This window comes from Alishewanella maricola, assembly GCF_016343785.1.
Lineage (GTDB): Bacteria > Pseudomonadota > Gammaproteobacteria > Enterobacterales > Alteromonadaceae > Alishewanella > Alishewanella maricola.
In genome coordinates this window covers 15,534-39,223 of record NZ_JAEINI020000008.1, presented here as the reverse complement: position 1 = coordinate 39,223, position 23,690 = coordinate 15,534, and the positions used below count along the sequence as shown (strand labels likewise).

General features: G+C 45.0%; 17 protein-coding genes. 9 read left to right on the top strand and 8 right to left on the bottom strand.

The window, feature by feature from the left end; translation table 11 throughout:
- Positions 1-121: 121 nt before the first annotated feature.
- Positions 122-931 (bottom strand): posphoenolpyruvate synthetase regulatory kinase/phosphorylase PpsR, encoded by an 810-nt coding sequence (ppsR, locus tag JAO78_RS12080; protein ID WP_226751615.1) that lies wholly within the window; start codon positions 929-931, stop codon positions 122-124.
- 133 nt (positions 932-1,064) lie between these two features.
- On the opposite strand from ppsR, the gene ppsA reads away from it, so the two are divergent.
- Both ppsA and JAO78_RS12070 read left to right on the top strand, forming a co-directional pair.
- Entirely contained in the window at positions 1,065-3,446 is a 2,382-nt protein-coding gene (ppsA, locus tag JAO78_RS12075; RefSeq protein ID WP_226751614.1) for a phosphoenolpyruvate synthase, read from the top strand.
- A gap of 283 nt (positions 3,447-3,729) precedes the next feature.
- Complete coding sequence (locus JAO78_RS12070) at positions 3,730-5,259, top strand: alanine/glycine:cation symporter family protein (RefSeq protein ID WP_226751613.1); 1,530 nt, start codon at positions 3,730-3,732, stop codon at positions 5,257-5,259.
- Between the two features lie 84 nt (positions 5,260-5,343).
- Here the strand turns inward: JAO78_RS12070 and JAO78_RS12065 are convergent, their stop codons facing one another.
- The gene (locus JAO78_RS12065) at positions 5,344-7,182 is read right to left on the bottom strand and encodes an ABC transporter ATP-binding protein (RefSeq protein WP_226751612.1); all 1,839 of its coding nucleotides are present in this window, start codon (positions 7,180-7,182) and stop codon (positions 5,344-5,346) included.
- Between the two features lie 233 nt (positions 7,183-7,415).
- Here JAO78_RS12065 and ribA point away from each other — a divergent pair, with 233 nt between their 5' ends.
- Together ribA and ydiJ are read left to right on the top strand one after the other, a co-directional pair.
- Complete coding sequence (ribA, locus tag JAO78_RS12060) at positions 7,416-7,997, top strand: GTP cyclohydrolase II (protein ID WP_226751611.1); 582 nt, start codon at positions 7,416-7,418, stop codon at positions 7,995-7,997.
- 130 nt (positions 7,998-8,127) lie between these two features.
- Positions 8,128-11,166, top strand: a complete 3,039-nt coding sequence (gene ydiJ / locus JAO78_RS12055; RefSeq protein ID WP_226751610.1) for a D-2-hydroxyglutarate dehydrogenase YdiJ — start codon at positions 8,128-8,130, stop codon at positions 11,164-11,166.
- Between the two features lie 69 nt (positions 11,167-11,235).
- Here ydiJ and JAO78_RS12050 read toward each other — a convergent pair whose 3' ends face one another.
- Positions 11,236-13,803, bottom strand: coding sequence for a TonB-dependent receptor plug domain-containing protein (locus JAO78_RS12050; protein WP_226751609.1), 2,568 nt, complete (start codon positions 13,801-13,803; stop codon positions 11,236-11,238).
- Positions 13,804-13,969: 166 nt separating this feature from the next.
- Between JAO78_RS12050 and JAO78_RS12045 the strand changes: the two genes are divergently transcribed.
- From JAO78_RS12045 to JAO78_RS12025, 5 genes are all read left to right on the top strand, one after another.
- Positions 13,970-14,563, top strand: coding sequence for a GNAT family N-acetyltransferase (locus JAO78_RS12045; RefSeq protein ID WP_226751608.1), 594 nt, complete (start codon positions 13,970-13,972; stop codon positions 14,561-14,563).
- 129 nt (positions 14,564-14,692) lie between these two features.
- A complete protein-coding gene (locus tag JAO78_RS12040; protein ID WP_226751607.1) occupies positions 14,693-15,331 on the top strand; it encodes a LysE family translocator in 639 nt (212 codons plus the stop codon).
- A gap of 92 nt (positions 15,332-15,423) precedes the next feature.
- Entirely contained in the window at positions 15,424-16,338 is a 915-nt protein-coding gene (gene trhO, locus JAO78_RS12035; protein WP_226751606.1) for an oxygen-dependent tRNA uridine(34) hydroxylase TrhO, read from the top strand.
- Between the two features lie 165 nt (positions 16,339-16,503).
- Positions 16,504-17,052: a cytochrome b gene (locus JAO78_RS12030; protein WP_226751605.1), complete on the top strand. Its 549-nt coding sequence runs from the start codon at positions 16,504-16,506 to the stop codon at positions 17,050-17,052.
- Positions 17,053-17,066: 14 nt separating this feature from the next.
- Positions 17,067-17,636: a YceI family protein gene (locus JAO78_RS12025; protein WP_226751604.1), complete on the top strand. Its 570-nt coding sequence runs from the start codon at positions 17,067-17,069 to the stop codon at positions 17,634-17,636.
- Positions 17,637-17,709: 73 nt separating this feature from the next.
- Here the strand turns inward: JAO78_RS12025 and JAO78_RS12020 are convergent, their stop codons facing one another.
- From JAO78_RS12020 to ubiG, 5 genes are all read right to left on the bottom strand, one after another.
- Positions 17,710-18,672, bottom strand: coding sequence for a tetratricopeptide repeat protein (locus JAO78_RS12020; RefSeq protein ID WP_226751603.1), 963 nt, complete (start codon positions 18,670-18,672; stop codon positions 17,710-17,712).
- 66 nt (positions 18,673-18,738) lie between these two features.
- Positions 18,739-18,996 carry a class I ribonucleotide reductase maintenance protein YfaE gene (gene yfaE, locus JAO78_RS12015; protein WP_226751602.1) on the bottom strand — a complete coding sequence of 86 codons (258 nt, stop codon included), beginning with the start codon at positions 18,994-18,996 and terminating at the stop codon, positions 18,739-18,741.
- A 5-nt stretch (positions 18,997-19,001) separates the two neighbouring features.
- Entirely contained in the window at positions 19,002-20,132 is a 1,131-nt protein-coding gene (gene nrdB / locus JAO78_RS12010; RefSeq protein WP_226751601.1) for a class Ia ribonucleoside-diphosphate reductase subunit beta, read from the bottom strand.
- A 106-nt stretch (positions 20,133-20,238) separates the two neighbouring features.
- Complete coding sequence (gene nrdA, locus JAO78_RS12005) at positions 20,239-22,530, bottom strand: class 1a ribonucleoside-diphosphate reductase subunit alpha (RefSeq protein ID WP_226751600.1); 2,292 nt, start codon at positions 22,528-22,530, stop codon at positions 20,239-20,241.
- Between the two features lie 344 nt (positions 22,531-22,874).
- The gene (gene ubiG, locus JAO78_RS12000) at positions 22,875-23,585 is read right to left on the bottom strand and encodes a bifunctional 2-polyprenyl-6-hydroxyphenol methylase/3-demethylubiquinol 3-O-methyltransferase UbiG (protein WP_226751599.1); all 711 of its coding nucleotides are present in this window, start codon (positions 23,583-23,585) and stop codon (positions 22,875-22,877) included.
- Between the last annotated feature and the right edge of the window lie 105 nt (positions 23,586-23,690).

The following is a 23,690-nucleotide window of genomic DNA, read 5'->3' as shown; positions in this document are numbered from 1 at the left end:
ACACAGGTAAAAGCCTTAAATTGCACGGCGATTTAAGGCTTTTTTATTGGTGCGGGAAACCTGTTAGCGTAGTTAAAAGCGCCCAATCGCGGTTAGGCTTAGTCTGTAATACTTCGCTACACTAATATTTTTGCCGTTTTAAGCCGGTACGCGAAATAATCTTTGCTGAGATCTCTTCAATTGATAGCTGGGTGGAATTGATAAAGGGGATTTGTTCTTTCAGGTATAACTGCTCTACTTCTTTTAATTCCAACGCACATTGATGTACCGAAGCATAACGTGAGTTAGGTCGGCGCTGTTGTCGAATTTGACTAAGCCGTTCTGCCGTAATGGTCAGGCCAAACAATTTAGCTTTATGTGCTGCCAACTCTGCAGGTAAGCGCAATTTCGCCATGTCTTCTTCGACAAAAGGGTAATTTGCTGCCTTAATGCCGTATTGCAAGGCTAAATATAGGCTGGTTGGGGTTTTACCCGAGCGACTTACCCCGACCAAAATAATGTCGGCATGACTAAAGTTTTTCATATTGGCACCATCGTCATTGGCCAATGCGTAATTAACAGCATCAATTCGAAAATCGTAGGTTTTTTCGTGCATGCTATGCGTCCGGTGGGTTTTTGGCACCGGAGCCATACCCAACTCTTTTTGCACAGGCTCAACGAGTGTATTCAGAAAGTCATAACAGACGCCGTCACTGTCGCTTATCAACTGCCTTAAACCTTCATCTACAAAGGTGTGAAATACCAGAGGCTTTAATCCTGTTGTTTTATAACAGTCATTTATACGATTTTTAACCTGCAATGCGAGATCCGGATTTTCGACAAAAGGGATGGTCACGTGAGCAAATTCCGCCGGAAACATCGTTAACAGTGCATGTCCAAACACTTCTGCGGTGATGGCGGTGCCATCTGAAACGTAAAAAGCTGTGCGCACAAAAAACTCCAAGTTTCGTAATAAATTTACATAAAAATTAAGGTTTTAATTAACCTGTAGCCGGGTGTAAAATCACTGTGTTGTATCAACTGCTGTAAGCTTACATGCTCAGCAACAAAAATTGGAGATAAAGGTGCAAGAATTTGTCATTTGGTATCAAGACCTCGGCATGCATGATGTCGATCGGGTAGGTGGTAAAAATGCTTCTCTAGGTGAAATGATCAGTAACTTGGCCTCGGCTGGGGTACAAGTGCCAGGGGGATTCGCAACAACGGCTTACGCCTTTAACCAGTTTTTAGAACAAAGCGGTGTGAATGAGCGCATTTATCAACTGTTAGACAGTTTAGATGTGGATGATGTCGCGGCTTTAGCGCAAGCCGGTAAACAAATTCGGCAATGGGTTATCGATACGCCGTTCCAGCCTGAGTTAGAACAAGCTATACGTGCTGCTTATCAACAATTACACCCAGATAGCGCTGCGGATATGTCTTTTGCCGTGCGCTCTTCGGCCACGGCTGAAGATATGCCAGATGCTTCTTTTGCTGGCCAACAAGAAACCTTTTTAAATGTGCGCGGTTACGATGCCGTTATTGTGGCCATTAAGCATGTGTTTGCGTCGCTCTTTAATGATCGCGCTATTTCTTATCGTGTGCATCAAGGTTATGACCATCGCGGTGTGGCGTTATCGGCGGGTGTGCAGCGAATGGTGCGTTCTGATCTGTCGTCATCCGGTGTGATGTTCAGTATTGATACCGAATCGGGTTTTGAAGATGTGGTGTTTATTACCTCGTCGTACGGTTTAGGTGAAATGGTGGTCCAGGGGGCAGTGAACCCCGATGAGTTTTATGTACACAAACCTACATTAGTGGCTAAGCGTCCGGCTGTGGTGAAACGCTCACTTGGCAGTAAATTACTGCAAATGGTGTATTCAACAGAGCAGGGGCACGGTAAACAAGTCACTATTACCGATGTGCCGCTTGCACAACAACGCACCTTTTCACTAAATGATACCGAAGTGGCACAATTAGCTGAGCAAGCGGTAATTATCGAACAGCATTATGGCCGGCCAATGGATATTGAATGGGCTAAAGATGGTATCGATGGCAAATTGTATATCGTACAGGCACGCCCAGAAACGGTGAAAAGTCGTGAAGACACCAATAGCATTGAACGTTATCAGTTAGTTGAGCAAAGCCCTGTATTGGTGGAAGGTCGGGCGATTGGTCATCGTATTGGTGCGGGAACCGCTAAGGTGCTAGCCGATATTTCGCAAATGGATCAAATCTTACCTGGCGATGTGCTGGTTACTGACATGACCGATCCAGATTGGGAACCAATTATGAAGCGTGCTTCAGCGATTGTGACGAATCGCGGCGGTCGAACTTGTCATGCGGCCATCATAGCCCGTGAATTGGGTATTCCTGCCGTAGTGGGGTGTGGTGATGCCACGGCAAAAATTACCCATGGCCAGGCGGTTACTGTGTCTTGTGCCGAAGGTGATACGGGTTATGTTTATCAAGATAAACTGGATTTTAATGTGATCACCAGCCAGGTTGATCAAATGCCGAAAATGGCTTTGAAAGTGATGATGAATGTGGGTAATCCAGAGCGGGCGTTTGCCTTCTCGCGTTTACCCCATGCCGGTATTGGTTTGGCACGCTTAGAGTTTATTATCAATAAAATGATTGGCGTGCATCCTAAAGCCTTATTACATTATGCTGAGCAAACGCCAGAGCTTAAGGCGCGCATCGACGAGCTTACTGCAGGTTATGCCGATCCCGTTGAGTTTTATGTTGCCAAACTGACAGAGGGTATCGCTACCTTGGCTTGTGCCTTTGCACCGCAAAAAGTCATTGTGCGCATGTCTGATTTTAAATCGAATGAATACGCTAATCTGGTGGGCGGTCAGCAATATGAACCGCATGAAGAAAACCCGATGATTGGATTTCGTGGTGCCGCCCGCTATTTATCAGAAGATTTTCAGCCTTGTTTTGCACTAGAAGTAGAAGCGCTAAAGCGCGTGCGTAATGTTATGGGCTTTACCAACGTGGAAGTGATGATCCCGTTTGTTAGAACCTTAGAAGAAGCGTCTGGTGTGATTGATTTACTGGCCGCACATGGCCTGAAACGCGGTGAAAATGGTTTGCGCATTATTATGATGTGTGAATTACCGTCTAATGCGTTACTGGCTGAAGCGTTCTTAGAATATTTTGATGGTTTCTCGATTGGTTCAAACGATTTAACCCAACTAACCCTCGGTTTAGATCGCGACAGTGGCCTAATCGCTCACTTATTTGATGAGCGAAACCCCGCCATCAAAAAGCTGTTAGAAATGGCCATTCAAACCTGTAAAGCCAAGGGGAAATACATCGGGATCTGTGGCCAGGGGCCATCTGATCACGAAGACTTTGCCGCTTGGCTGGTTGAGCAAGGTATTGAAAGTGTGTCATTAAACCCTGATACGGTAGTGGATACTTGGTTATATCTGGCTGATAAAGTCGCTAAACCAGCCTAATACCCGGGCAAATTTCCTGAACGCTTAACTAAGGCACTGTGTTTTTACTAACAGTGCCTTTTTTATGCTGATTTTCATGGTGAGTATTTGGCATGGTGTTTTGATTAGTTTTACAGCGATTAGCCTTTACTGCGGCAGTATTGTTGTTGTCATGGCGTCATTTCACGGCAAAAAGCCGATTTTATCTGTTTGCTTCAAGCCTGTACCGTAGCTATATGCCGCAGCTTATGGCAAATTAATAAGGCGCGTTAAAAATAATAACCAAGACAACCAGGGGATTTCCATGCAGGAGTTGGTCAATACTATTAATAACTATGTCTGGAGCGAAGCACTGATTTATCTGTGTTTAGGCGCCGGCTTATTTTATTCAATCTTAACCCGGTTCGCACAAGTGCGGCATTTTCGGGAAATGTGGAGTTTATTACTCAATAACACAGAATCAGAAAAAGGCATTTCGTCTTTTCAAGCCTTAGCGGTTTCGCTGTCAGGTCGGGTGGGTGTCGGCAATATCGCCGGTGTTGCCGCTGCCATTGGTTTTGGTGGGCCTGGTGCCGTATTTTGGATGTGGGTAGTGGCCTTTTTAGGTGCTAGCACTGCCTTTGCCGAATCCACGCTGGGTCAGGTGTATAAGGTAGAAGAAAACGGCCAGTATCGCGGTGGTCCAGCTTATTATTTTGAGCGCTGCTTGGGCTGGCGTTGGCTTGGGGTATTATTTGCGATTTCCGCCATCATAGGTTGCGGTATATTTTTACCCGGTGTGCAAGCCAATGCAGTGGGTAATGCCGTCACTCAAGTGTTTGGAGATGGCGCCATGGTCGTCACCAGTTTTGGTGAAGTCGGTACCCACAAGTTAGCGGCGTTAGCCGTGATCTTGATGGTATTAGCTTTTATCATCTTTGGTGGTATTCGCCGCATTGCTAACTTTACGCAAATCGTCGTGCCATTTATGGCACTCGGTTATATCGTGATGGCGCTTATCGTGGTGTTTTTAAACTTGGATAAAGTTGGCAGCATTTTCAGCCTGATTATTTCTGATGCTTTCACAGCGCAAGCCGGTTTTGGTGCGGCGATAGGTTGGGGTGTTAAACGCGGTATTTATTCAAACGAAGCCGGTCAGGGTACGGGCCCACATGCCGCAGCAGCTGCAGAAGTGGCACACCCTGCGCAGCAGGGTTTAGTGCAGGCTTTCTCGGTTTATGTTGATACCTTATTTGTGTGTACTGCCACCGCCTTGATGATTTTAATTACGCAACAGTACAATGTGGTTGGTGAGTTACCAGCAGGTCAATTTATCGTACAAAACGTGGCAGCAAACACTGAGATTGGCTCGGCTGCCTTTACGCAAATGGCTTTAAACAGTGTCTTTGGTAATTTTGGTCAGCTGTTTGTGGGTATTGCGTTATTCTTCTTCGCCTTTACCACCATTTTGGCGTATTACTACATTACTGAAACCAACGTGGCTTACCTTAACCGCGTATTCAATAACCGTCTGCCGTTAATTGTGTTTAAAATCATTTTAATGGCGATGGTGGCGTACGGTACCGTTAATGCTGCAGGTTATATCTGGGGGATTGGTGATATCGGTGTGGGTTTAATGGCGTGGATTAACGTGCTGGGTATTCTGTTAATTTTCTTTGTTCACAAGCCGGCTATTTTGTGCTTAAAAGACTATGAAGATCAGATGAAAGCGGGTGGCCCTATTACTTTCGACCCGGTGAAACTAGGCATTAAAAATGCCACTTTCTGGGAAGCAAGATTGGCAAAAACAAAAGTTGAGGCCGCAGCCAACACTGAGCAATCTAAAACGGTATAAAATACCCTTTTAAGCTGTGGTTAAATTAACAAACCCCGCTAAATAGCGGGGTTTGTTGTTATCTGACCTGCGTGTATTTCGCCGTTAAATAAAACCACCGGTTTGATGCGCCCACAACTGCGCGTAGATGCCACCGGCTGCAATTAATTCGCTATGTGTACCTTGCTCAACAATTTGCCCTTGATCTAATACGATAAGCCGATCCATTTGCGCGATAGTCGATAAGCGATGAGCAATCGCTATGACCGTTTTATTTTGCATTAAACTATTTAAGCTTTGTTGAATGGCAGCTTCCACTTCAGAATCGAGCGCTGAAGTGGCTTCATCTAAAATCAACACCGGTGCGTTTTTCAATAATACCCGCGCAATAGCAATGCGCTGACGCTGGCCACCAGATAACTTAACACCGCGTTCGCCCACCTGAGCATCTAAACCCACATTGCCTTTTTGATCCGTTAGATCTTGAATAAACAAGCTGGCTTCCGCTTGCTCAGCCGCCGTCAACAATTCTTGTTCCGTGGCATCCGGTTTACCGTAGCTGATATTATCGCGTACCGAGCGGTGTAATAACGACGTATCCTGCGTGACCATGGCAATATGTCGGCGTAAGCTCTCTTGCGATACTTGGCTAATGTCTTGGCCATCAATTAAAATTCGACCTTGCTCAACATCGTAAAAGCGCAGCAGTAAATTGACTAAGGTTGATTTACCGGCACCTGAACGACCGACTAGACCGATTTTTTCACCGGGTTTAATTTCTAAGCTTAATGCGGATAGCACCGGCGCTTTATGGCTTTGGCTGGCATCTTTGCCATAGTTAAAACTTACCGCATCAAAACGAATTGCACCTTGGCTGACTTGTAAGCTCGGAGCATTGGCCTTATCTTGAATTTGTGCAGGCTGTGACAAGGTAGCAATACCATCGGCCACGGTACCAATGTTTTCAAATAAGCTGCTGACTTCCCACATGATCCATTGGGCCATACCATTAAGACGCAGTGCTAAACTGACCGCAATGGCAATAGCGCCAACGGTAATGGCACTGCCAGCCCATAGATACAACGCCAATGCTGCGATACAAAACACTAAAATATAGTTTAATGATTGCACCGACACACTTAAGCCGGTTGCCAAGCGCATTTGTTGATACACCGGCTTTAAGAACACTTCCATACTGTCTTTAGCGTAGCGCTCTTCGCGCTGGGTGTAAGAAAACAGCTTAATGGTATTAATGTTGGTATAGCTGTCGACTAAACGACCGGTCATCTCAGAGCGGGCATCTGCTTGCGCAGTGGAAACCCGCTTTAAGCGCGGTACAAAATACATTTGCAATGCGATATAAAGTCCTAGCCACACCAACATCGGGATGATTAAACGCAGATCGGCATCGGCGACAAAAAATAACATTGCCGAGAAATACACGGTGACATACACCAGTACATCTAACAGTTTCATCACGGTTTCTCGCACTGCTAATGAGGTTTGCATGACCTTGGTCGCAATACGCCCAGCGAAATCATTTTGATAAAAACTGACGCTTTGCCTTAATAAATAGCGGTGTGCCTGCCAGCGAATGGCCATGGGGTAATTACCTAACAATGTTTGATGCACTAAAGCCGAATGAAATAACGTTAACAGTGGTAACAACACCACCGTGACTAATGTCATCCAAATCAGGGTTGCGCGCTCATCGATAAAGAAACTTTCTGGATTTTGCGTCACCAGCCAGTCCACCAATTGCCCCATAAAGCTGAATAAAGACACTTCTAAGATGGCTAATAACGCTGAGCTTAATGACATGACAATTAAAGGCCATTCCATGCCTTTGGTATAGTGGCGACAAAAAGCCAACACACCCTTAGGGGGTTGGGTCGGTTCACTGTCTGGAAAAGGGCGTGTGAGACGTTCAAAAAAACCAAGCATACAACATATCCATCAATAAAAAAGACATCGGTAGTGATGTCGGCTGCACTATTGTAACCGAATTTGAACTGCATAGGGCCGACGATTGTCAGCACTCAGTAGCAAAACTGGCGGTAAGTCACTATCTGCTTAGGCTGCAAAGCAGTATACTGTCGAGCCTGAAGTCACTTGAATTGTGGTTACTGCGCCCCAACAAAGAGCATCCTGCCGTTGTTATAACTTTGAGATGATCCATGAGCATTAAACTTGTTACCTCAACCCTTTTACCTACGCCCTTTGCTGAATTTCGGTTACATGGTTTTGAAGCTGAAAATGGCAAAGAACATGTCGCGTTAACGCTGGGTGACATCACCACTGCTGAGCCGGTTTTAGCTCGCGTTCATTCAGAATGCTTAACCGGCGATGCTTTGTTTAGCTTACGTTGCGATTGTGGTCCGCAATTAGAAGCGGCGATGAAAAAAATTGCTGAACAAGGGCGAGGCGTCATTTTATATTTACGCCAAGAAGGCCGGGGTATTGGTTTAATAAATAAAATTCGTGCTTATGCTGAACAAGATAAAGGTTTAGATACGGTGGAAGCGAATGAAATTCTTGGTTTCTTACCTGATCAGCGTGAATACGGGATCGCGGCTGAGATGTTTCAACAACTGGGGGTGGCGCAAATACGGTTGTTAACCAACAACCCGCGTAAATTAAAAGCACTGCAAGATGTCGGGGTCAATGTATTAGAACGGGTACAGCACCGTGTAAAAACCACCGCACATAGCCATCGGTATTTAGCGACCAAGGCGGCAAAAATGGGCCATATGGACTGATTTATTGCCAGTGTTAGGATTGATTTACTATCAAGCAGTAAAGACGTCTATTTTTTACTATTTAGCGCTTAAAGCCACTTAGCGGTTAGTGTTATACTGCCGCTATAACAAGTCTAAGTGGCCATGATGTATGATCCCCAAGCTTAATCCTGAGCTGGCGCTTGATGCCAGTATTGTTGCCTTCACTAAAGCGCTGTTGCACGCCGGCTTCACTGGCGACATTGAAACCAGTTATGCCAGTCGCTTAGCCGTAGCGACAGATAATAGTATCTATCAAGCCTTACCTCAGGCGGTGTTATTACCGCGCAGCACCGACGATCTGGTCATTATGACCTCGTTAGCCCAAACGTCTAGTTTTAGTCACATCAAATTTTGCCCGCGTGGCGGTGGCACCGGCACCAATGGCCAGGCGTTAACCGAGCAAGTAGTCGTCGACTTATCTCGTCATATGCGCCAAGTACTGGAGATTAACGTTGAACAACGTTGGGTGCGAGTGCAAGCGGGTGTAATTAAAGATCAGTTAAATGCCTTTTTAAAGCCTTATGGATTTTTCTTCGCTCCCGATTTATCTACCTCTAACCGAGCCACGATTGGCGGTATGATTAACACCGATGCCTCAGGCCAAGGCTCGTTAGTTTATGGTAAAACCAGTGATCATGTGTTGGCATTAAAAACCGTGCTTATCGACGGTAATGTGTTAAAAACCCATAAAATGCCGTTGTTCGAAGCCGAACATCGGGCTGAATTACCCAACAGTATTGGCCGTATTTATCAGCAGGTATTACGTTCTTGCCGGGAAAAACGTAGCGATATTTTAGCGACTTTTCCACGGCTTAATCGCTTTTTAACCGGTTATGATTTAGAGCATGTCTTTAACGATGAGATGACGGAGTTTGATCTGTCGCGCATTATTACCGGCTCGGAAGGCTCGCTAGGTTTTGTTACGGAAGCCAAGCTGAATATCACGCCGATTGCTAAGTACAAATGCTTACTTAACATTAAATACGATAGCTTTGAAAGTGCGCTACGTAATTCACCATTCTTGGTTGAAGCACAAGCAACATCAGTTGAAACCGTTGATAGTAAAGTATTGAATCTCGCGCGAGGCGACATCATTTGGCATCAGGTAAAAGATCTGATCACCGATGTGCCAGGCAAGGATATGCAAGGCCTAAATATTGTTGAATACAATACTGAAGATGAGGCTGAGATTACCGAGAAAATTGCTGCGCTCACCTCAAAGCTGGATGACGCTATGGCCGCTGGCGAGGGCGGTATTATTGGTTATCAGCTCACCTACGATGCTAGTGCCATTAATGCTATTTATACCATGCGCAAAAAAGCCGTGGGCTTATTAGGTAATACCCCAGGCAGTCAAAAGCCACTGGCTTTTGCGGAAGATACTGCTGTGCCCCCGGAGAACTTAGCCGATTTCATTTTAGAGTTTCGCGCCTTACTGGATCAGTATGGTTTGCATTATGGTATGTTTGGTCATGTGGATGCCGGTGTACTTCACGTCAGGCCAGCGCTTGATCTGATTGACCCCGATCAAGAACGTTTGCTGCGCACCATATCCGATCAGGTGGTAGCGCTTACGGCTAAATACGGCGGCTTAATGTGGGGCGAGCACGGTAAAGGCTATCGTAGCGAATATGGCCCAGCCTTCTTTGGTGAAACCCTGTTTACGGAACTGCGTAAAATTAAAGCGGCCTTTGATCCGCGCAATCGAATTAACCCCGGTAAAATTTGCACGCCTTACCAAAATGGCGATAAGTTAGTTTCGGTAGATGGCCAAAAACGCGCGTGGTTCGATCGGCAAATTCCAATTGAAGTGCGCCAGAGCTTTGATAGCAGCTTAAATTGTAACGGTAACGGCCTATGCTTTAATTACGATGAAACCTCGCCGATGTGTCCGTCGAGCAAGATCACCAAAGATCGTCGTCACAGCCCCAAAGGGCGTGCCGGTTTGATGCGTGAATGGTTGCGTTTAAACCAGCAACAAGGGGTCGATGTATTAGCCGATGAACAACGCTTATTAACGCAAAGCCAAGGCCTGACTGCGCTGTGGCAGAAGATGAAACATAGTTGGGCCCAGCGCCAAGGTGAAGCCGATTTTTCGCATGAAGTAAAAGAAGCGATGGATGGCTGCTTAGCTTGTAAGGCGTGTGCTTCGCAGTGTCCTATTAACGTGGATGTGCCAACGTTTCGTTCGCGGTTTTTACAGCTCTACCATAGCCGTTATCTGCGCCCCGCTAAGGATCATATCGTGGGCAATATAGAGCGTATGGCCCCCATACTTGCCAAAGCCCCTAAGTTTGTTAATTTCTTCTTAAAACGTTCACTAGTACAAAAAACTTTGGCGCACGGTATTGGTTACGTCGATACGCCTTTGTTATCGGTACCCACTTTAGTCGAGCGATTAAACAATCGTTATGGCTTTGATTTAACGGCTTTACAGGCGTTAACAATAGCAGAGCGGCAAAAGACGGTACTGCTGGTGCAAGATCCTTTTACCAGCTTTTATGAAGCGGAGCTGGTTGCTGATGCATTAGCCTTAATCGAAAAACTCGGGTATCGACCGGTGCTATTGCCTTTTCTACCCAACGGCAAGCCACAGCATGTGAAGGGCTTTTTACGCGAGTTTGCTAAAACCGCGAAACGCGCGGCTGATTTTTTAAATCAGTTACACGCGCTACAGTTACCGCTAATCGGTTTAGATGCCTCCTTGGTGTTGGTGTATCGGGATGAATACGCTAAAACATTAGGCAACGAGCGGGGCGATTTTAATGTGCAACTGTTACACGAGTGGTTAGCCCCGTTGGCATTACCTGCGGCAAGTCGACCGGCACAGTTTTCATTGCTGGCGCATTGCACCGAAAAAACAGCTTTGCCTGCTACAGAAAAAACCTGGCAGCAGATCTTTGATAAAACCGGCTTATCTTTAAAAGTCGTCAGTGTCGGTTGCTGTGGTATGGCTGGCACCTACGGCCATGAGCAGGCACAGTTAGCCAATAGCAAAGCCTTGTTTGATCTCAGCTGGCGTGAGCCAGTCGAGCGCTTAGGCACAGAGCAGTTATTGGTAACGGGGTTTTCTTGTCGCAGCCAGGTAAAACGGTTAGTGGGAGATAAACCGCGCCATCCGTTGCAGGTTTTATTACAACACATATAAAAAAACACCCGGCTTTAGCCGGGTGTTTTTAGGTTAAGCCGCGTTCTTTACAGAACGCGGTGCTTATCGTTAAAAACGATAGATGCCTTTTAGGTAGTAATAACCACCATTGATACCCATCGGTGAGGTCTCATAAAATTGAGCGCCGAGGATTTCGCTAAAGTCGCTTGGTAAGCGTTCAGCATCGGTATCGAACACGTTTTGTGCACCAACGGCGACAGAAAACTTGTCGTTAAGGTGGTAAGCCACTTCAACATCGAAGGTCATTTTTTCCGAGCCTTGACCGACTAAACCTGGATCATCAGCATGTACGCCTTGGAAGCTACCGTAATAGTTACCACGAACAAACATGTCAATATCTTGCCATTGTTGATTCCAGGTTAAGGTTGCACGATGATTCGGTAAATCATTTTCTAAGCGTGATACTTTGAAGGCACCAGTAACGGCAGTAAAGCGTTTTACTTCGGTGTCTGTCCAGTTATAAGCTAAGCTGAACGTAGAACGACCATCAAATAAACTGGTGCTGTAATTGGCAACCAGGTCTAAGCCGGTAGTAACGGTATCAAAGTCGTTGGTCAAGAAAGTGATTTGCGACAGCGATTCAACACCACGTACACCGGCCGCTTGCAAGGCAATACGGTCAGCTGCGGTAACATCAAACTCAGCTGATTGGCCAATACGATCGTCTACTTCAATGCGGAATAAATCAGCAGTGAAAAAGAAACTTGCGCTACTATAGACTAAACCCACAGCAAAGCTTTTTGATTCTTCTGGCGTTAACTCTTTACCACCTTTTAACAACGATACTGGGCTAGTAGGGGGTAATAAAGCGATATCCACTAGCTCGCCACCAATTAACGCAGTACGCACGTTACGCACGTTCGATTGTCCGACCGTTGGCGCACGGAAACCCGTGCTGTGTGAACCACGAACAGCCAAATCATCCGTTAAACGATATTGACCGGTAATTTTATAGTTGGTGGTGTTGCCAAAGCTATCGTAATCTTCAAAACGTAATGCGGTTGCCATTAACAGCTTTTCAGTAATTTCAGCTTCAACATCAATGTAAGCGGCATAGTTACGACGATCATTTAATCCCGCATCATCAGGCTGGAAACCCGGGAAGCCGTTTGAACCATTGGTTAATTGGCTAACATAAGGGCCAATTTCCCAAGAGGCCACTTCACCAGCGACGATTTCAAAGCTTTCCTCTGTCCATTGTAAGCCGCTGGCAACTACAACATCGTTGTAAAAACCGGCTTCAACATATTTTACAAAGTCAGCTGAAAAGTTCTTTTCCAGTTGGATGTATTTACCCGCATTAAAACTGGTTGGCGTATCTGGGCCAAGCGAAGCGTTAACGGTGTTGATGATTTTAAAGTTAGATTCACTGCGACCAACAGAGGCAGAGAAATCGTAAAAGACATTGGCTAGTACGCCTTCTTTAAATTCACCCTTGGTACCTGCGGTTAATGAGGTATCTGTAATATTACCACCAAAATTTGGCGTAAAACCGCCAGGGAACATTGAGAAGAAGGTAAAACAGTTACTCGGTAAAGCCGCAACTCTGGCCGTGATTTGATCGTGGTTGAGTTTGTTGTCACCGTCAAATAACGAGACATTGCTACAGTTACCTTGGCCAGTGGTATCAACTACTTCCAGCGTTTCACCGCCGTCGTTAGAGAATACACCACCGCGAGTGTGTGGGTTACGATAGTAGAAACCACCGGTAACATCACGTTCTGAATAGTTACCAAAAATGTAGGCTTCACGATCGTTGCCTAAATCTAAACCGGCATTACCAAAGAAAGTGAAATCATCTTTCAGCTCTGGTGAACCCCAAACTTGGGCAATCGGTGCGACAAACGGGTTACCGGCATCGATTAAACCTTGGGCATCAGCGCGCTGAACACTGCGGCTCGTAGCATCAACGTTTTTGTATTGCATGCTTAGGTTAACAAAGCCTGCATCAGTTAAAGGCATACCAACGTTGGCAGCAATCTCAGTTGAATTACCATCACCTTCATAGTATTCACCTTGTTTCACTTCAATACTGCCGCCTTGATCGGCATCTTTTAGAACAAAGTTGATTACACCGGCGATAGCGTCAGAGCCATATTGCGCAGCCGCACCATCACGTAGCACTTCAACTTGCTTTAAGGCGATACCCGGAATAACAGAGATATCTGGGCCTTGAGCACCATCATTTAAGCCGCCGCCTAAAAAGGTAATAACAGAGGCACGATGACGGCGCTTACCATTTAACAGAATTAAAGTACTGTCAGAAGATAAACCCCGCAGGTTAACTGGCCGGATCAGTGTTGCTGCATCGCTAATGGGGGTTGTTTGCACATTTAATGATGGCACAGTGGATGTCAGCATATTAAGCATATCGCTGCTACCACTCTTCATTAATTCATCACCACCGATAATGTCCACAGGTACTGGAGAATCAGCAATTGAGCGTGGGGCAGACCGTGAACCGACGACCGCAATTTTTTCCACTTTGGTTTCTGCTTCGGCAGCAGCAGTGTCTTGTGCTAAGGTGTTGGTTGAATAAACGCTTAGTGCTAAACCTGATGCTAGCGCGTATTTTACTGCCCGGCTGACCGGGTGATAGTAATTACTTTTTTTCATGATAAATTTCCTGGATAGTAATAATTGTGTCTGCTAACGCTGCATTTTGTTTTTTGCGTCTTCTTAACCATATTGAATAATGTTGCTGTTGTCTATCTTATTTATTGTGTCGCTTGTCGCAACTGATGCTTTTTTAAACATGTTATTGAGTCAAAAGGGGCTTAATTTGTCCAAATTATCTTCTGCTAACTTTTCTGCAACCGCGGTTGACATTCTGCCTTTAACGATTAAACACTTTGATCAAGTGACCCTACTGGCGAACGAGGTGCATGGTGCCGGTTATATGGATAACGAAAAACTCGCTGTTATGCAGCAGCAAGGGGTTTGCCAAGGCCTCAATGCCAGCTTTGTTGCGCTGGCCGCACAGCAGGTGCTCGGTTACCGCCTGAGCTTTGCTGCCGGACAATGGCAGCCTGACGAATGGTGTAGTTGCGAACGTTGGCCGGTACCTGTTTCGACGATGGCTTACTTTAAATCGGTAGCGGTAAGTCCAAAACTACAAGGTCAAGGTATAGGCCAACGCTTACTGCAGCAATCAAGCTTAGCGTTAAAACAGCAAGGTGCGCGTGCTGGCTTGGCCCATCTATGGCGAGAATCACCCCATAACAGTGCGGTACGTTACTTTAGTAAAGCGGGTGGTGAACTGCTTAAAATCCATGAAAACCGTTGGCAAGCGCTATCCTATCAGGGGTATGCCTGTCCTGTTTGTGAAGGGATCTGTTGCTGTAGTGCGGCTGAAATGGTCATTGTGTTTAAGTAGCGCCTTCGTTTGAGTGATACATATAGGCTTTTAACTGCATTGCTTTTCATAAGCTTAGACAAATGGTAAGTAGCCTTTGGCGCTGACAATCTTTACAATTACCGAAAAATTATTTACTGAGTGAGTTTCATGAGTTTTTGGCCTGAATTTTTAGTGATTGCCGCTGCCCATTTGCTGGCGGTTGCCAGCCCCGGCCCTGATTTTGCTATTGTGCTGCGTTATGCCGTGCGTTATGGCCGTAAAACCGCTGTTTATGCCAGTTTAGGCATTGGGGCCGCTATTTTATTGCACGTCTCATATTCTTTGATTGGTATTGGGGTATTGATCAAAACCACCCCCTGGTTATTTCAATTATTGTCGGTCGCCGCCGCGTTGTATCTAATTTATTTAGGTCAGGGCGCTATTCGCGCGCAAGCCCCTAAATTAGGTGCCACTGCCGATGTCACTGCGGGTAATGAACAGCTACCCAGTGTTAAAAAAGCCTTTAGCACCGGTTTTATTACCAATGGCCTTAACCCTAAAGCCACGTTATTTTTCTTATCGTTATTTGCCGTGGTAATTTCTGCACAAACGCCATTGTTATTTAAAGCAATTTACGGCATTTACATGGCCGCGATGACCGCGGTGTGGTTTTGCATGCTGTCTTATTTACTGACCCAGCAGCGTGTTCGGCATTTTTTACTGTCTAAAGGATTTTGGTTTGACCGCCTGATGGGCGTGTTATTGTTGTTATTAGCAGGTCATTTGTTAATTAGCAGTTTTAGCTAAGGCCTGCTTGGTGAGTGCGCGTATTGTCGCTATAATGTGCGCTGTTTTTAATTGCACTGGATTTACGATCCAGCCGAGCAAGAGGATAGATAATGTTTGTTGTTGCTGCTTTATATAAGTTTGTTGATTTACCCGATTTCGAAGACCTGCGTGAACCTTTGTATAATCAAATGGTTATGCATAAAGTCAAAGGCACCTTATTGCTAGCGAAGGAAGGCATTAATGGCACAATTTCTGGCCCGCGGCAGGGTATCGATGCGGTTAAAACTTGGTTAGAAAGTGACGAGCGCTTTGTTGGCATGAGTTACAAAGAATCATTGGCGCAAGAACAAGCGTTTTACCGTACCAAGGTAAAATTAAAGAATGAAATCGTCACCATGGGTGTGCCTGGTATTGATCCTAAGCATATTGTGGGCACATATGTAAAAGGCGAAGAATGGAACCAATTAATCAGCGATCCTGAGACTATCGTTATTGATACGCGCAATGATTATGAGGTGGCCATTGGTACCTTTGAAAATGCCATTAACCCCAACACTACAAATTTTCGTGAGTTCCCACAATGGGCTGCCGAGAACTTGGATAAAACCAAACACAAAAAAGTGGCTATGTTTTGTACTGGCGGTATTCGCTGTGAAAAATCCACGGCGTTTTTAAAAGAGCAGGGCTTTGCTGAGGTCTATCATCTTGATGGCGGTATTTTAAAGTATCTTGAAGAAATGCCTGAGCAACAAAGCAAATGGCAAGGCGAGTGTTTTGTTTTTGATCAGCGTGTCGCCGTAAAACACGGCCTTGCTCAAGGCAGTTATGATCAATGTTATGCTTGTCGGATGCCTTTGTCGGCTGTTGAAATGGCTTCAGAACATTATGAGAAAGGCCTTAGCTGCCCGCATTGTTATCAAAAGACCACTGACGAGCAAAAAGCCGCTTTTGCCGAGCGGCAACGTCAAGTTGAATTGGCTAAGTTACGCGGCGAAAAACACATCCGCGATGGTAAATTTGAATAAACGGTCATAGCCTCATTTTACTAACAACAAGCCAGCGTCTAGCTGGCTTGGTTGTTTTAGCTGTTCCACTGCCAATCCTGCCTATTAAATCGAATGAATATTACTGATTAATGCAATTTAACTTTAATTAAATTGATATATTATGACCTTGCACAGGAGATAAACATGCTTAAAAACAGTCAACACCATTATGGATTAATCAGTGTTTTACTGCATTGGCTGATGGCCTTTATGGTTATTGGTTTATTTAGTCTGGGTGTCTGGATGGTCGATTTAACGTACTACAGCAAATGGTACCGTATCGCCCCTGATTGGCATAAAAGTGTTGGGATGTTATTGGCTGTGTTGTGGTGTATTCGTTTGTTATGGCGCCTGTTCAGCCAACAACCCAAAAGCATCGCCAGCCACCGCGCTTGGCAGAGATTGCTCTCTGGCATAGTACAAGCTTATTTGTATTTGGCGATGGCATTGATGGTGTTGAGCGGTTATCTGATCTCTACTGAAGATGGCCGTGCTATCTCCGTATTTGGTTGGTTTGACGTGCCGTCACTTGGGGCATTGTTTAACCATCAAGCCGATATTGCGGGTTTAGTTCATGAATATGTCGCCTACAGCCTAATTGCCTTTGCTTCAATTCATGGCTTAGCGGCTTTAAAACATCACGTTATTGATAAAGATCAGACGTTGAGTCGCATGCTCGGCCGTAAACTTTAATCTTGGAGAATATGATGAAGAAATTATTATTGGCTGCAACGCTGGCTACATTGTCGGCTTTACCGGTTCATGCCGCAGATTATGTTATTGATACGCAAGGTGCCCATGCCTTTGTGCAATTTAAGATAAGCCATCTTGGCTACAGTTGGCTGTATGGGCGTTTTAATACCTTTGCCGGTGACTTTAGTTATGATGCTGCGGATCTCACCGCCTCCAAGATCCAGTTAACTATCGATACTAACAGCATTGACTCTAACCATGCAGAGCGCGACAAGCATTTGCGTGGCAGCGATTTTTTAAATGTCGCTAAACACCCCAAGGCAACATTTGTGAGTACTAAGGTTGTTGCCAAAGCTGGCGATAACTTTGATTTACACGGTAAACTCACTTTAAATGGTGTGACAAAAGAGGTGGTCATTGCGGCTGAGAAAATCGGTGAAGGCCAGGATCCGTGGGGCGGTTATCGCGCAGGTTTCGCGGGCACCACTTCTTTTGCTTTAAAAGACTTTGGGATTAATTACGATTTAGGCCCAGCATCTAGTACTGTCTTTATGGAATTGAGCGTAGAAGGCATAAAGCAGTAAGGGACTGATAAAAAAGGCGACGCTGCTAGATCTCAGGTCGCCTTTATTTTTTAGTCGCTACTGACGCATTAGCTTATTGCTGTAATAAGCTTCCTAATTTAGAACGTGCATCTAAAAAGTCTTGCTCTTCAGTTAACACTTCTGCGATTTGCAGATACAAGCTACGTGCTTTTTCTTTGTTACCTTGCTGCAAATACAATTGTGCTAAGCGTAGTTTTGCACGGCTGACACGGCTTTGTTGGCTGCCTTGGTAATAAGCGAGATAACTTTCAAGTGCCTCAATACCTTGCTGCTGATACTGATTGGTAAATACCGCCAGTCGGCCAATTTGAAAGCGACTGCTATATTGTTGTATCGGATCAGTTAAAAAGGGTAAGGCTTTTAAATAGGCTTCTTGCGCCGCTAAATAGGCATTTTGCTGGGCTAGTAAGGTTGCTTTGCGTAGTAACAAATCGGGTTGATTAATACTGAGCTGCAGTTGTTGTTCCAGCATAGCTAAGGCTTCATTTAAGCGTGACTCATTAACCGCAATCATCACCTTGGCCAACACCCCTTGTACCGCATTTAATTGCTGTAAACGGTTCGCTTGCTCAGCCGCTAATGATTTACTGCCGCCGACATTTGCTGGTGCGGTTTGGTAAAAAGTAATTAACGCTTGTTGTGCCGGATAGAAATGCGCATCGAGTTCAACCGCTTGTTGAAATAAAGCCAGGGCGTCAGTTGCGCGTTTTCTGGCTTGGAATAATGAACCGTCATTGGCTAAGGCCACTTTGTTTAGCGCCGCTTGGGTCAAAATGGCCACATCGTTTGGATAGGCAATAACTAACTCATTAAGCAGGGTGTTGGCTTCTTCACGTTGCTGCTGCTGGATCAGCGCTTTTGCTTTTAACAACTGTAAGGCGGCATTAGGTTCAACTTGCTGCAGTTGTTGCAATAATTGCGGATAGCGTGCTTGCTCAAACAGTTGTTGTAACTCAGTGGGTACAGTGCTGGTGGTAGGCAAACTTAACAGCAGGGAGAGCAAAACAGATTTCATGAATTAGCGGATCACCTAGAAAAACTAATGGGCTAATTTTGCGCGAAATTACAAAAAATAGCTATCCTATTTCGGAATTTCTATTTCTATGTTACTGGCAGGAACGCTACAACAAGGCAGGAATTCGCCACGACGAACATAGGCTAAAGGTTCTTGTAAATAGCGAACTTGGCCACTTATCAGCGTACAACGACAGGCTCCGCAAAATCCTTCACGGCACTGAAAGTTAAGGGTGTGTTGCTGTTTTTCCAGAAAATCGAGCAAATTGCGCTGGCCGCTATCGTACTGTAGCGGCGCTTGCGCATTAACGATCACTTCAGTCATTATGCTTAGAGATCAAAGTCGCCAAATGAGCCACTATCAACTTCATTATCAATTTGGCCAACCAAATAAGAGCTGATTTCTGACTCTTGAGGTGCAACTTGTACGTTATCAGATACTAACCAAGTATTGATCCACGGGATCGGATTTTGCGTGGTGCTAAAGCGCGCTTTTAAACCAACCGCTTGCATCCGACTGTTGGTAATAAACTCCACATACTGACACAAGATGTCTTTGTTCAAGCCGATCATCGAGCCATCTTTAAACAGGTAGGCCGCCCAATCTTTTTCTTGTTCGGCAGCGCGCATAAAAATTGTATACGCTTCTTCTTCGCACTCTTTGGCGATCTCAGCCATTTCGGGGTCGTCATCGCCGCTGGCCATAATATTCAGCATATGCTGTGTTCCGGTTAAATGCAGTGCTTCATCACGAGCAATTAAGCGGATAATTTTGGCGTTGCCTTCCATCAGCTCGCGTTCTGCAAAAGCAAAACTACATGCAAAGCTAACGTAAAAACGAATGGCTTCTAGTACGTTAACCGACATCAAACACAGATACAGCCGTTTTTTCAGTTCGCGTAGGGTGATACTGACCGTTTCACCATTGAGCACATGGGTACCGGCACCATGGCGTTGATACAGGTTAATACCATCGATCAATTCATCGTAGTAACGTGAGACATCTTCAGCGCGCTCTAAGATTTTCTGGTTCAACATAATGTCGTCGAATACTTTGTGCGGCTCAGACGAGATATTCCGCACGATATGCGTATAGCTGCGACTGTGGATGGTTTCGCTAAATGCCCAGGTTTCAATCCAGGTTTCAAGCTCTGGGATAGAAACGATAGGTAATAGCGCGATGTTAGGTGAGCGACCTTGCACGGAGTCCAGCAACGTTTGGTACTTTAAATTGCTTAAAAAGATATGTTTTTCATGTTCAGGTAACTGCTGAAAATCGATACGATCCTTGCTGACATCGATTTCTTCAGGCCGCCAGAAGAAGCTCAGTTGTTTTTCAATCAGCTTTTCAAAAATAGGATACTTTTGCTGGTCATACCGTGAAACATTGACAGAATTACCAAAGAACATCGGTTCTTTCATTTGGTCGTTCATGTTGCGGTTAAAAGTCGTATACGCCATGTTAGTTACTAATCCTGAGAAACAAAGTGATAAACATCATTGGGTTAAACAGCACCCTAAACGATTGTATTTATGGTGCTAGCCCAGCAGGCTAGCACCACACTGACTAAATTTTACAAGCACCGCCGGCACAACCATCATCTTCTTCTGCTGCGGCCGCTTTAATATCATCTTGCAAGTCTGCTGCACCATCACGAGTATTGTGGTAGTACATGGTTTTAACCCCAAGTTTGTAGGCGTTAAGCAGATCTTTCAGTAAGACTTTCATCGGTACTTTACCGCCAACAAACTTAGCGGGATCATAGTTGGTGTTCGCCGAAATGGTTTGGTCGATAAACTTCTGCATGATCGCGACTAAGGCTAAGTAACCATCGTTAGTCGGAATATCCCAAAGCAATTCGTACTGATCTTTTAAGCGTTCATATTCTGGAACAACTTGTTTTAAAATACCGTCTTTGCTGGCTTTCACACTGATATGGCCACGTGGTGGCTCGATACCATTGGTGGCGTTAGAGATCTGCGAAGAGGTCTCTGACGGCATTAAGGCCGATAAAGTAGAGTTACGTAAACCATATTGTTGAATATCTTTACGCAGCGTTTCCCAATCTAGATGTAAGGGTTCTTGGCAAACTTTATCTAAATCTTTTTTATAGGTATCAATTGGTAAAATACCTTGCGCATAAGTGGTCTCGTTAAACTTAGGACAAGGACCACGCTCTTGCGCTAGTTTCATTGACGCTTTTAATAGGTAAAATTGAATCGCTTCAAAGGTGCGGTGCGTTAAACCGTTAGCGGAACCGTCAGAGTATTTCACGCCATTTTTTGCCAGATAATAGGCGTAGTTGATCACACCGACACCCAGAGTACGGCGGGCAATCGATGCTGAGTAAGCCGCTGGGATAGGGTAGTCTTGATAATCTAACAAACTATCTAATGAACGTACGGCTAAGTCAGCTAACTCTTCTAATTCAGATAAATCAGTAATGGCCCCTAAGTTAAACGCAGATAAGGTGCACAGGGCAATTTCCCCATTAGGATCGTTCACATGCTCAAGCGGCTTGGTAGGTAAAGCAATTTCTAAACAGAGATTACTTTGACGCACTGGCGCAAGCTTAGGATTAAACGGGCTGTGAGTATTACAGTGATCGACGTTCTGTAAGTAGATACGCCCGGTACTAGCACGTTCTTGCATGAACAAGGTAAACAGTTCAATGGCTTTAATCCGTTTTTTGCGAATTTTGCTATCGGCTTCGTATTTCACGTATAAAGCATCAAACTGTTCTTGATCTTCAAAGAAAGCGTCATACAAGCCTGGTACATCCGATGGGCTAAACAGGGTGATGTAGTCGTCTTTGATTAAACGGGTATACATTAATCGGTTGAACTGTACACCGTAATCTAAATGACGCACGCGGTTTTCTTCAACACCACGGTTGTTTTTCAGAACAAGCAATGATTCTACCTCTAAATGCCAAAGCGGGTAGAATAAGGTTGCCGCGCCACCACGCACCCCCCCTTGTGAACAGCTTTTAACTGCGGTTTGAAAATGCTTATAAAACGGGATACAGCCAGTATGAAAGGCTTCACCATTACGAATAGCACTGCCTAAGGCGCGAATACGTCCGGCGTTGATACCGATACCCGCGCGCTGACTCACGTATTTGACGATAGCGCTTGAAGTCGCATTAATCGAGTCTAAGCTATCGCCACATTCAATTAACACGCAAGAGCTAAATTGACGGGTTGGGGTTCGCACACCAGACATAATGGGTGTGGGCAAGGAAATTTTGAATAATGAGGTGGCGTCATAGAAACGGCGAATAAAATCTAGGCGTTGGCTTTTCGGATAATTCGCAAACAAGCAGGCCGCGACTAAAATATATAAAAACTGCGCGCTTTCATAAATTTCACCGGTAACCCGGTTTTGCACCAGATATTTACCTTCTAATTGCTTCACCGCAGCATAACTGAAGTTCAAATCACGACCGTGATCAATAAAGCTATTCAGTTGATCTAATTCTGCTTCGCTGTAATCGGCCAGGATATGCGCATCATAACGTTTAGCTTCCACCATCTTAACCACATGCTTATAAAGGTGTGGTGGCTCAAATTGACCGTAAGCTTTTTTACGCAGATGAAATACGGCTAAACGCGCCGCCATATATTGATAATCAGGGGTGTCTTTCGAAATTAAGTCAGCCGCTGCTTTAATAATGGTTTCATGAATGTCTGAAGATTTAATGCCATCATAAAACTGGATATGCGATTTCAATTCTACCTGTGATACCGACACGTTAGCTAAACCTTCGGCTGCCCAAGTGATCACTCGGTGGATTTTATCTAAATCGAGGGGTTCACGGCGGCCATCGCGCTTGGTCACAAAAAGAGTTTGAGTCATTGCTGAAGTATTCCGTTTCTTTTTAATCATAAAGGGATGCGTGTGCAAAACACGGCGATAAAATAACCCCGTGTTGCTGCTGTATTACACAACATATGGGTGTATTTCTAAATTCGATCACAAGATAGAGTGGATTAATGATTTTTGCAAGAGAGGAAATGCGGCAAAATTTCGGAATATTTAATCTAGTAAGTAGCTGCTAACCTGACAGTCAGTGTGCCGGGTATCACGCATTTTAGGCAAGTGTTTTATGCTAAAAATGCGTAAAAAAATCATTTGTTCTAATAAGCAGCGTTTTAAGTTTATCTGGTTATTAAGCCGCCTAGTTTAGGCGGCTAGCTGTCTTATGCGGGTTTGCGTGCCACCACAAAATAATTAACGTCTAACCCAGGGCCAATTTTAAAGCTGTTATAAACCGGATTAAAGTGTAAACCGGTCGCATCCACGACCTCTAAGCCGGCCGCTTCGATAAAGCGCATCAGTGTAGAGGGGCGAATAAATTTATCAAACTGATGCGTCCCTTTAGGCACGATCCGTAATAAATGCTCTGCACCTAAAATAGCCATTAAATAGGCTTTTGGCGTTTTATTAATCGTCGAAAAAATCAAAGTGGCGCCAGGTGCAGCTAAATCGGCACAGGCTTGAACCACTGAAGCGGGCTCAGGCACATGCTCTAACATTTCCATGCAAGTGACTAAATCAAACTTAGCGGGGTGCATTGCGGCAAACGCTTCGGCCGTGCTTTGTTGATAATCAATCGTCAGAGCGCTGTCTAAAGCATGCAAACGCGCCACATTTAAACTTTCGCTGGCCATATCAATTGCGGTTACGTTAGCACCGGCCCGTGCCATGCTTTCCGCTAAAATACCGCCGCCACAGCCCACATCAAGTGTTGTCGTTTCAAAAATGCCACCGACTTGATCGCAAATAAAGCCTAAACGCGTCGGGTTTAACAGATGTAAAGGCTTAAATTCACCTTCTGGATCCCACCAGCGGGCAGCGATATCATTGAATTTCGCGATCTCTGCGGGATCGACATTAGTATGCGTTGTCATAATGCTAACCTTGTTGTTTTTTGTCATTATAAGGCATTGATCTGTTATGGCAAAGACAGCAATCTTTATACAAGGCATAAACAGGCATGGCAAGGCGCTGATTCT

Excerpts from the sequence above, each read along its gene's own strand:
- yfaE (WP_226751602.1), bottom strand. The coding sequence starts at position 18,996 with ATGACTGAAGTGATCGTTAATGCGCAAGCGCCGCTACAGTACGATAGC.
- nrdA (WP_226751600.1), bottom strand. The coding sequence starts at position 22,530 with ATGACTCAAACTCTTTTTGTGACCAAGCGCGATGGCCGCCGTGAACCC.
- JAO78_RS12070 (WP_226751613.1), top strand. The coding sequence starts at position 3,730 with ATGCAGGAGTTGGTCAATACTATTAATAACTATGTCTGGAGCGAAGCA.
- ydiJ (WP_226751610.1), top strand. The coding sequence starts at position 8,128 with ATGATCCCCAAGCTTAATCCTGAGCTGGCGCTTGATGCCAGTATTGTT.
- JAO78_RS12020 (WP_226751603.1), bottom strand. The coding sequence starts at position 18,672 with ATGAAATCTGTTTTGCTCTCCCTGCTGTTAAGTTTGCCTACCACCAGC.
- JAO78_RS12025 (WP_226751604.1), top strand. The coding sequence starts at position 17,067 with ATGAAGAAATTATTATTGGCTGCAACGCTGGCTACATTGTCGGCTTTA.
- JAO78_RS12065 (WP_226751612.1), bottom strand. The coding sequence starts at position 7,182 with ATGCTTGGTTTTTTTGAACGTCTCACACGCCCTTTTCCAGACAGTGAA.
- ubiG (WP_226751599.1), bottom strand. The coding sequence starts at position 23,585 with ATGACAACGCATACTAATGTCGATCCCGCAGAGATCGCGAAATTCAAT.
- JAO78_RS12050 (WP_226751609.1), bottom strand. The coding sequence starts at position 13,803 with ATGAAAAAAAGTAATTACTATCACCCGGTCAGCCGGGCAGTAAAATAC.
- trhO (WP_226751606.1), top strand. The coding sequence starts at position 15,424 with ATGTTTGTTGTTGCTGCTTTATATAAGTTTGTTGATTTACCCGATTTC.
- JAO78_RS12030 (WP_226751605.1), top strand. The coding sequence starts at position 16,504 with ATGCTTAAAAACAGTCAACACCATTATGGATTAATCAGTGTTTTACTG.
- nrdB (WP_226751601.1), bottom strand. The coding sequence starts at position 20,132 with ATGGCGTATACGACTTTTAACCGCAACATGAACGACCAAATGAAAGAA.
- ribA (WP_226751611.1), top strand. The coding sequence starts at position 7,416 with ATGAGCATTAAACTTGTTACCTCAACCCTTTTACCTACGCCCTTTGCT.
- JAO78_RS12040 (WP_226751607.1), top strand. The coding sequence starts at position 14,693 with ATGAGTTTTTGGCCTGAATTTTTAGTGATTGCCGCTGCCCATTTGCTG.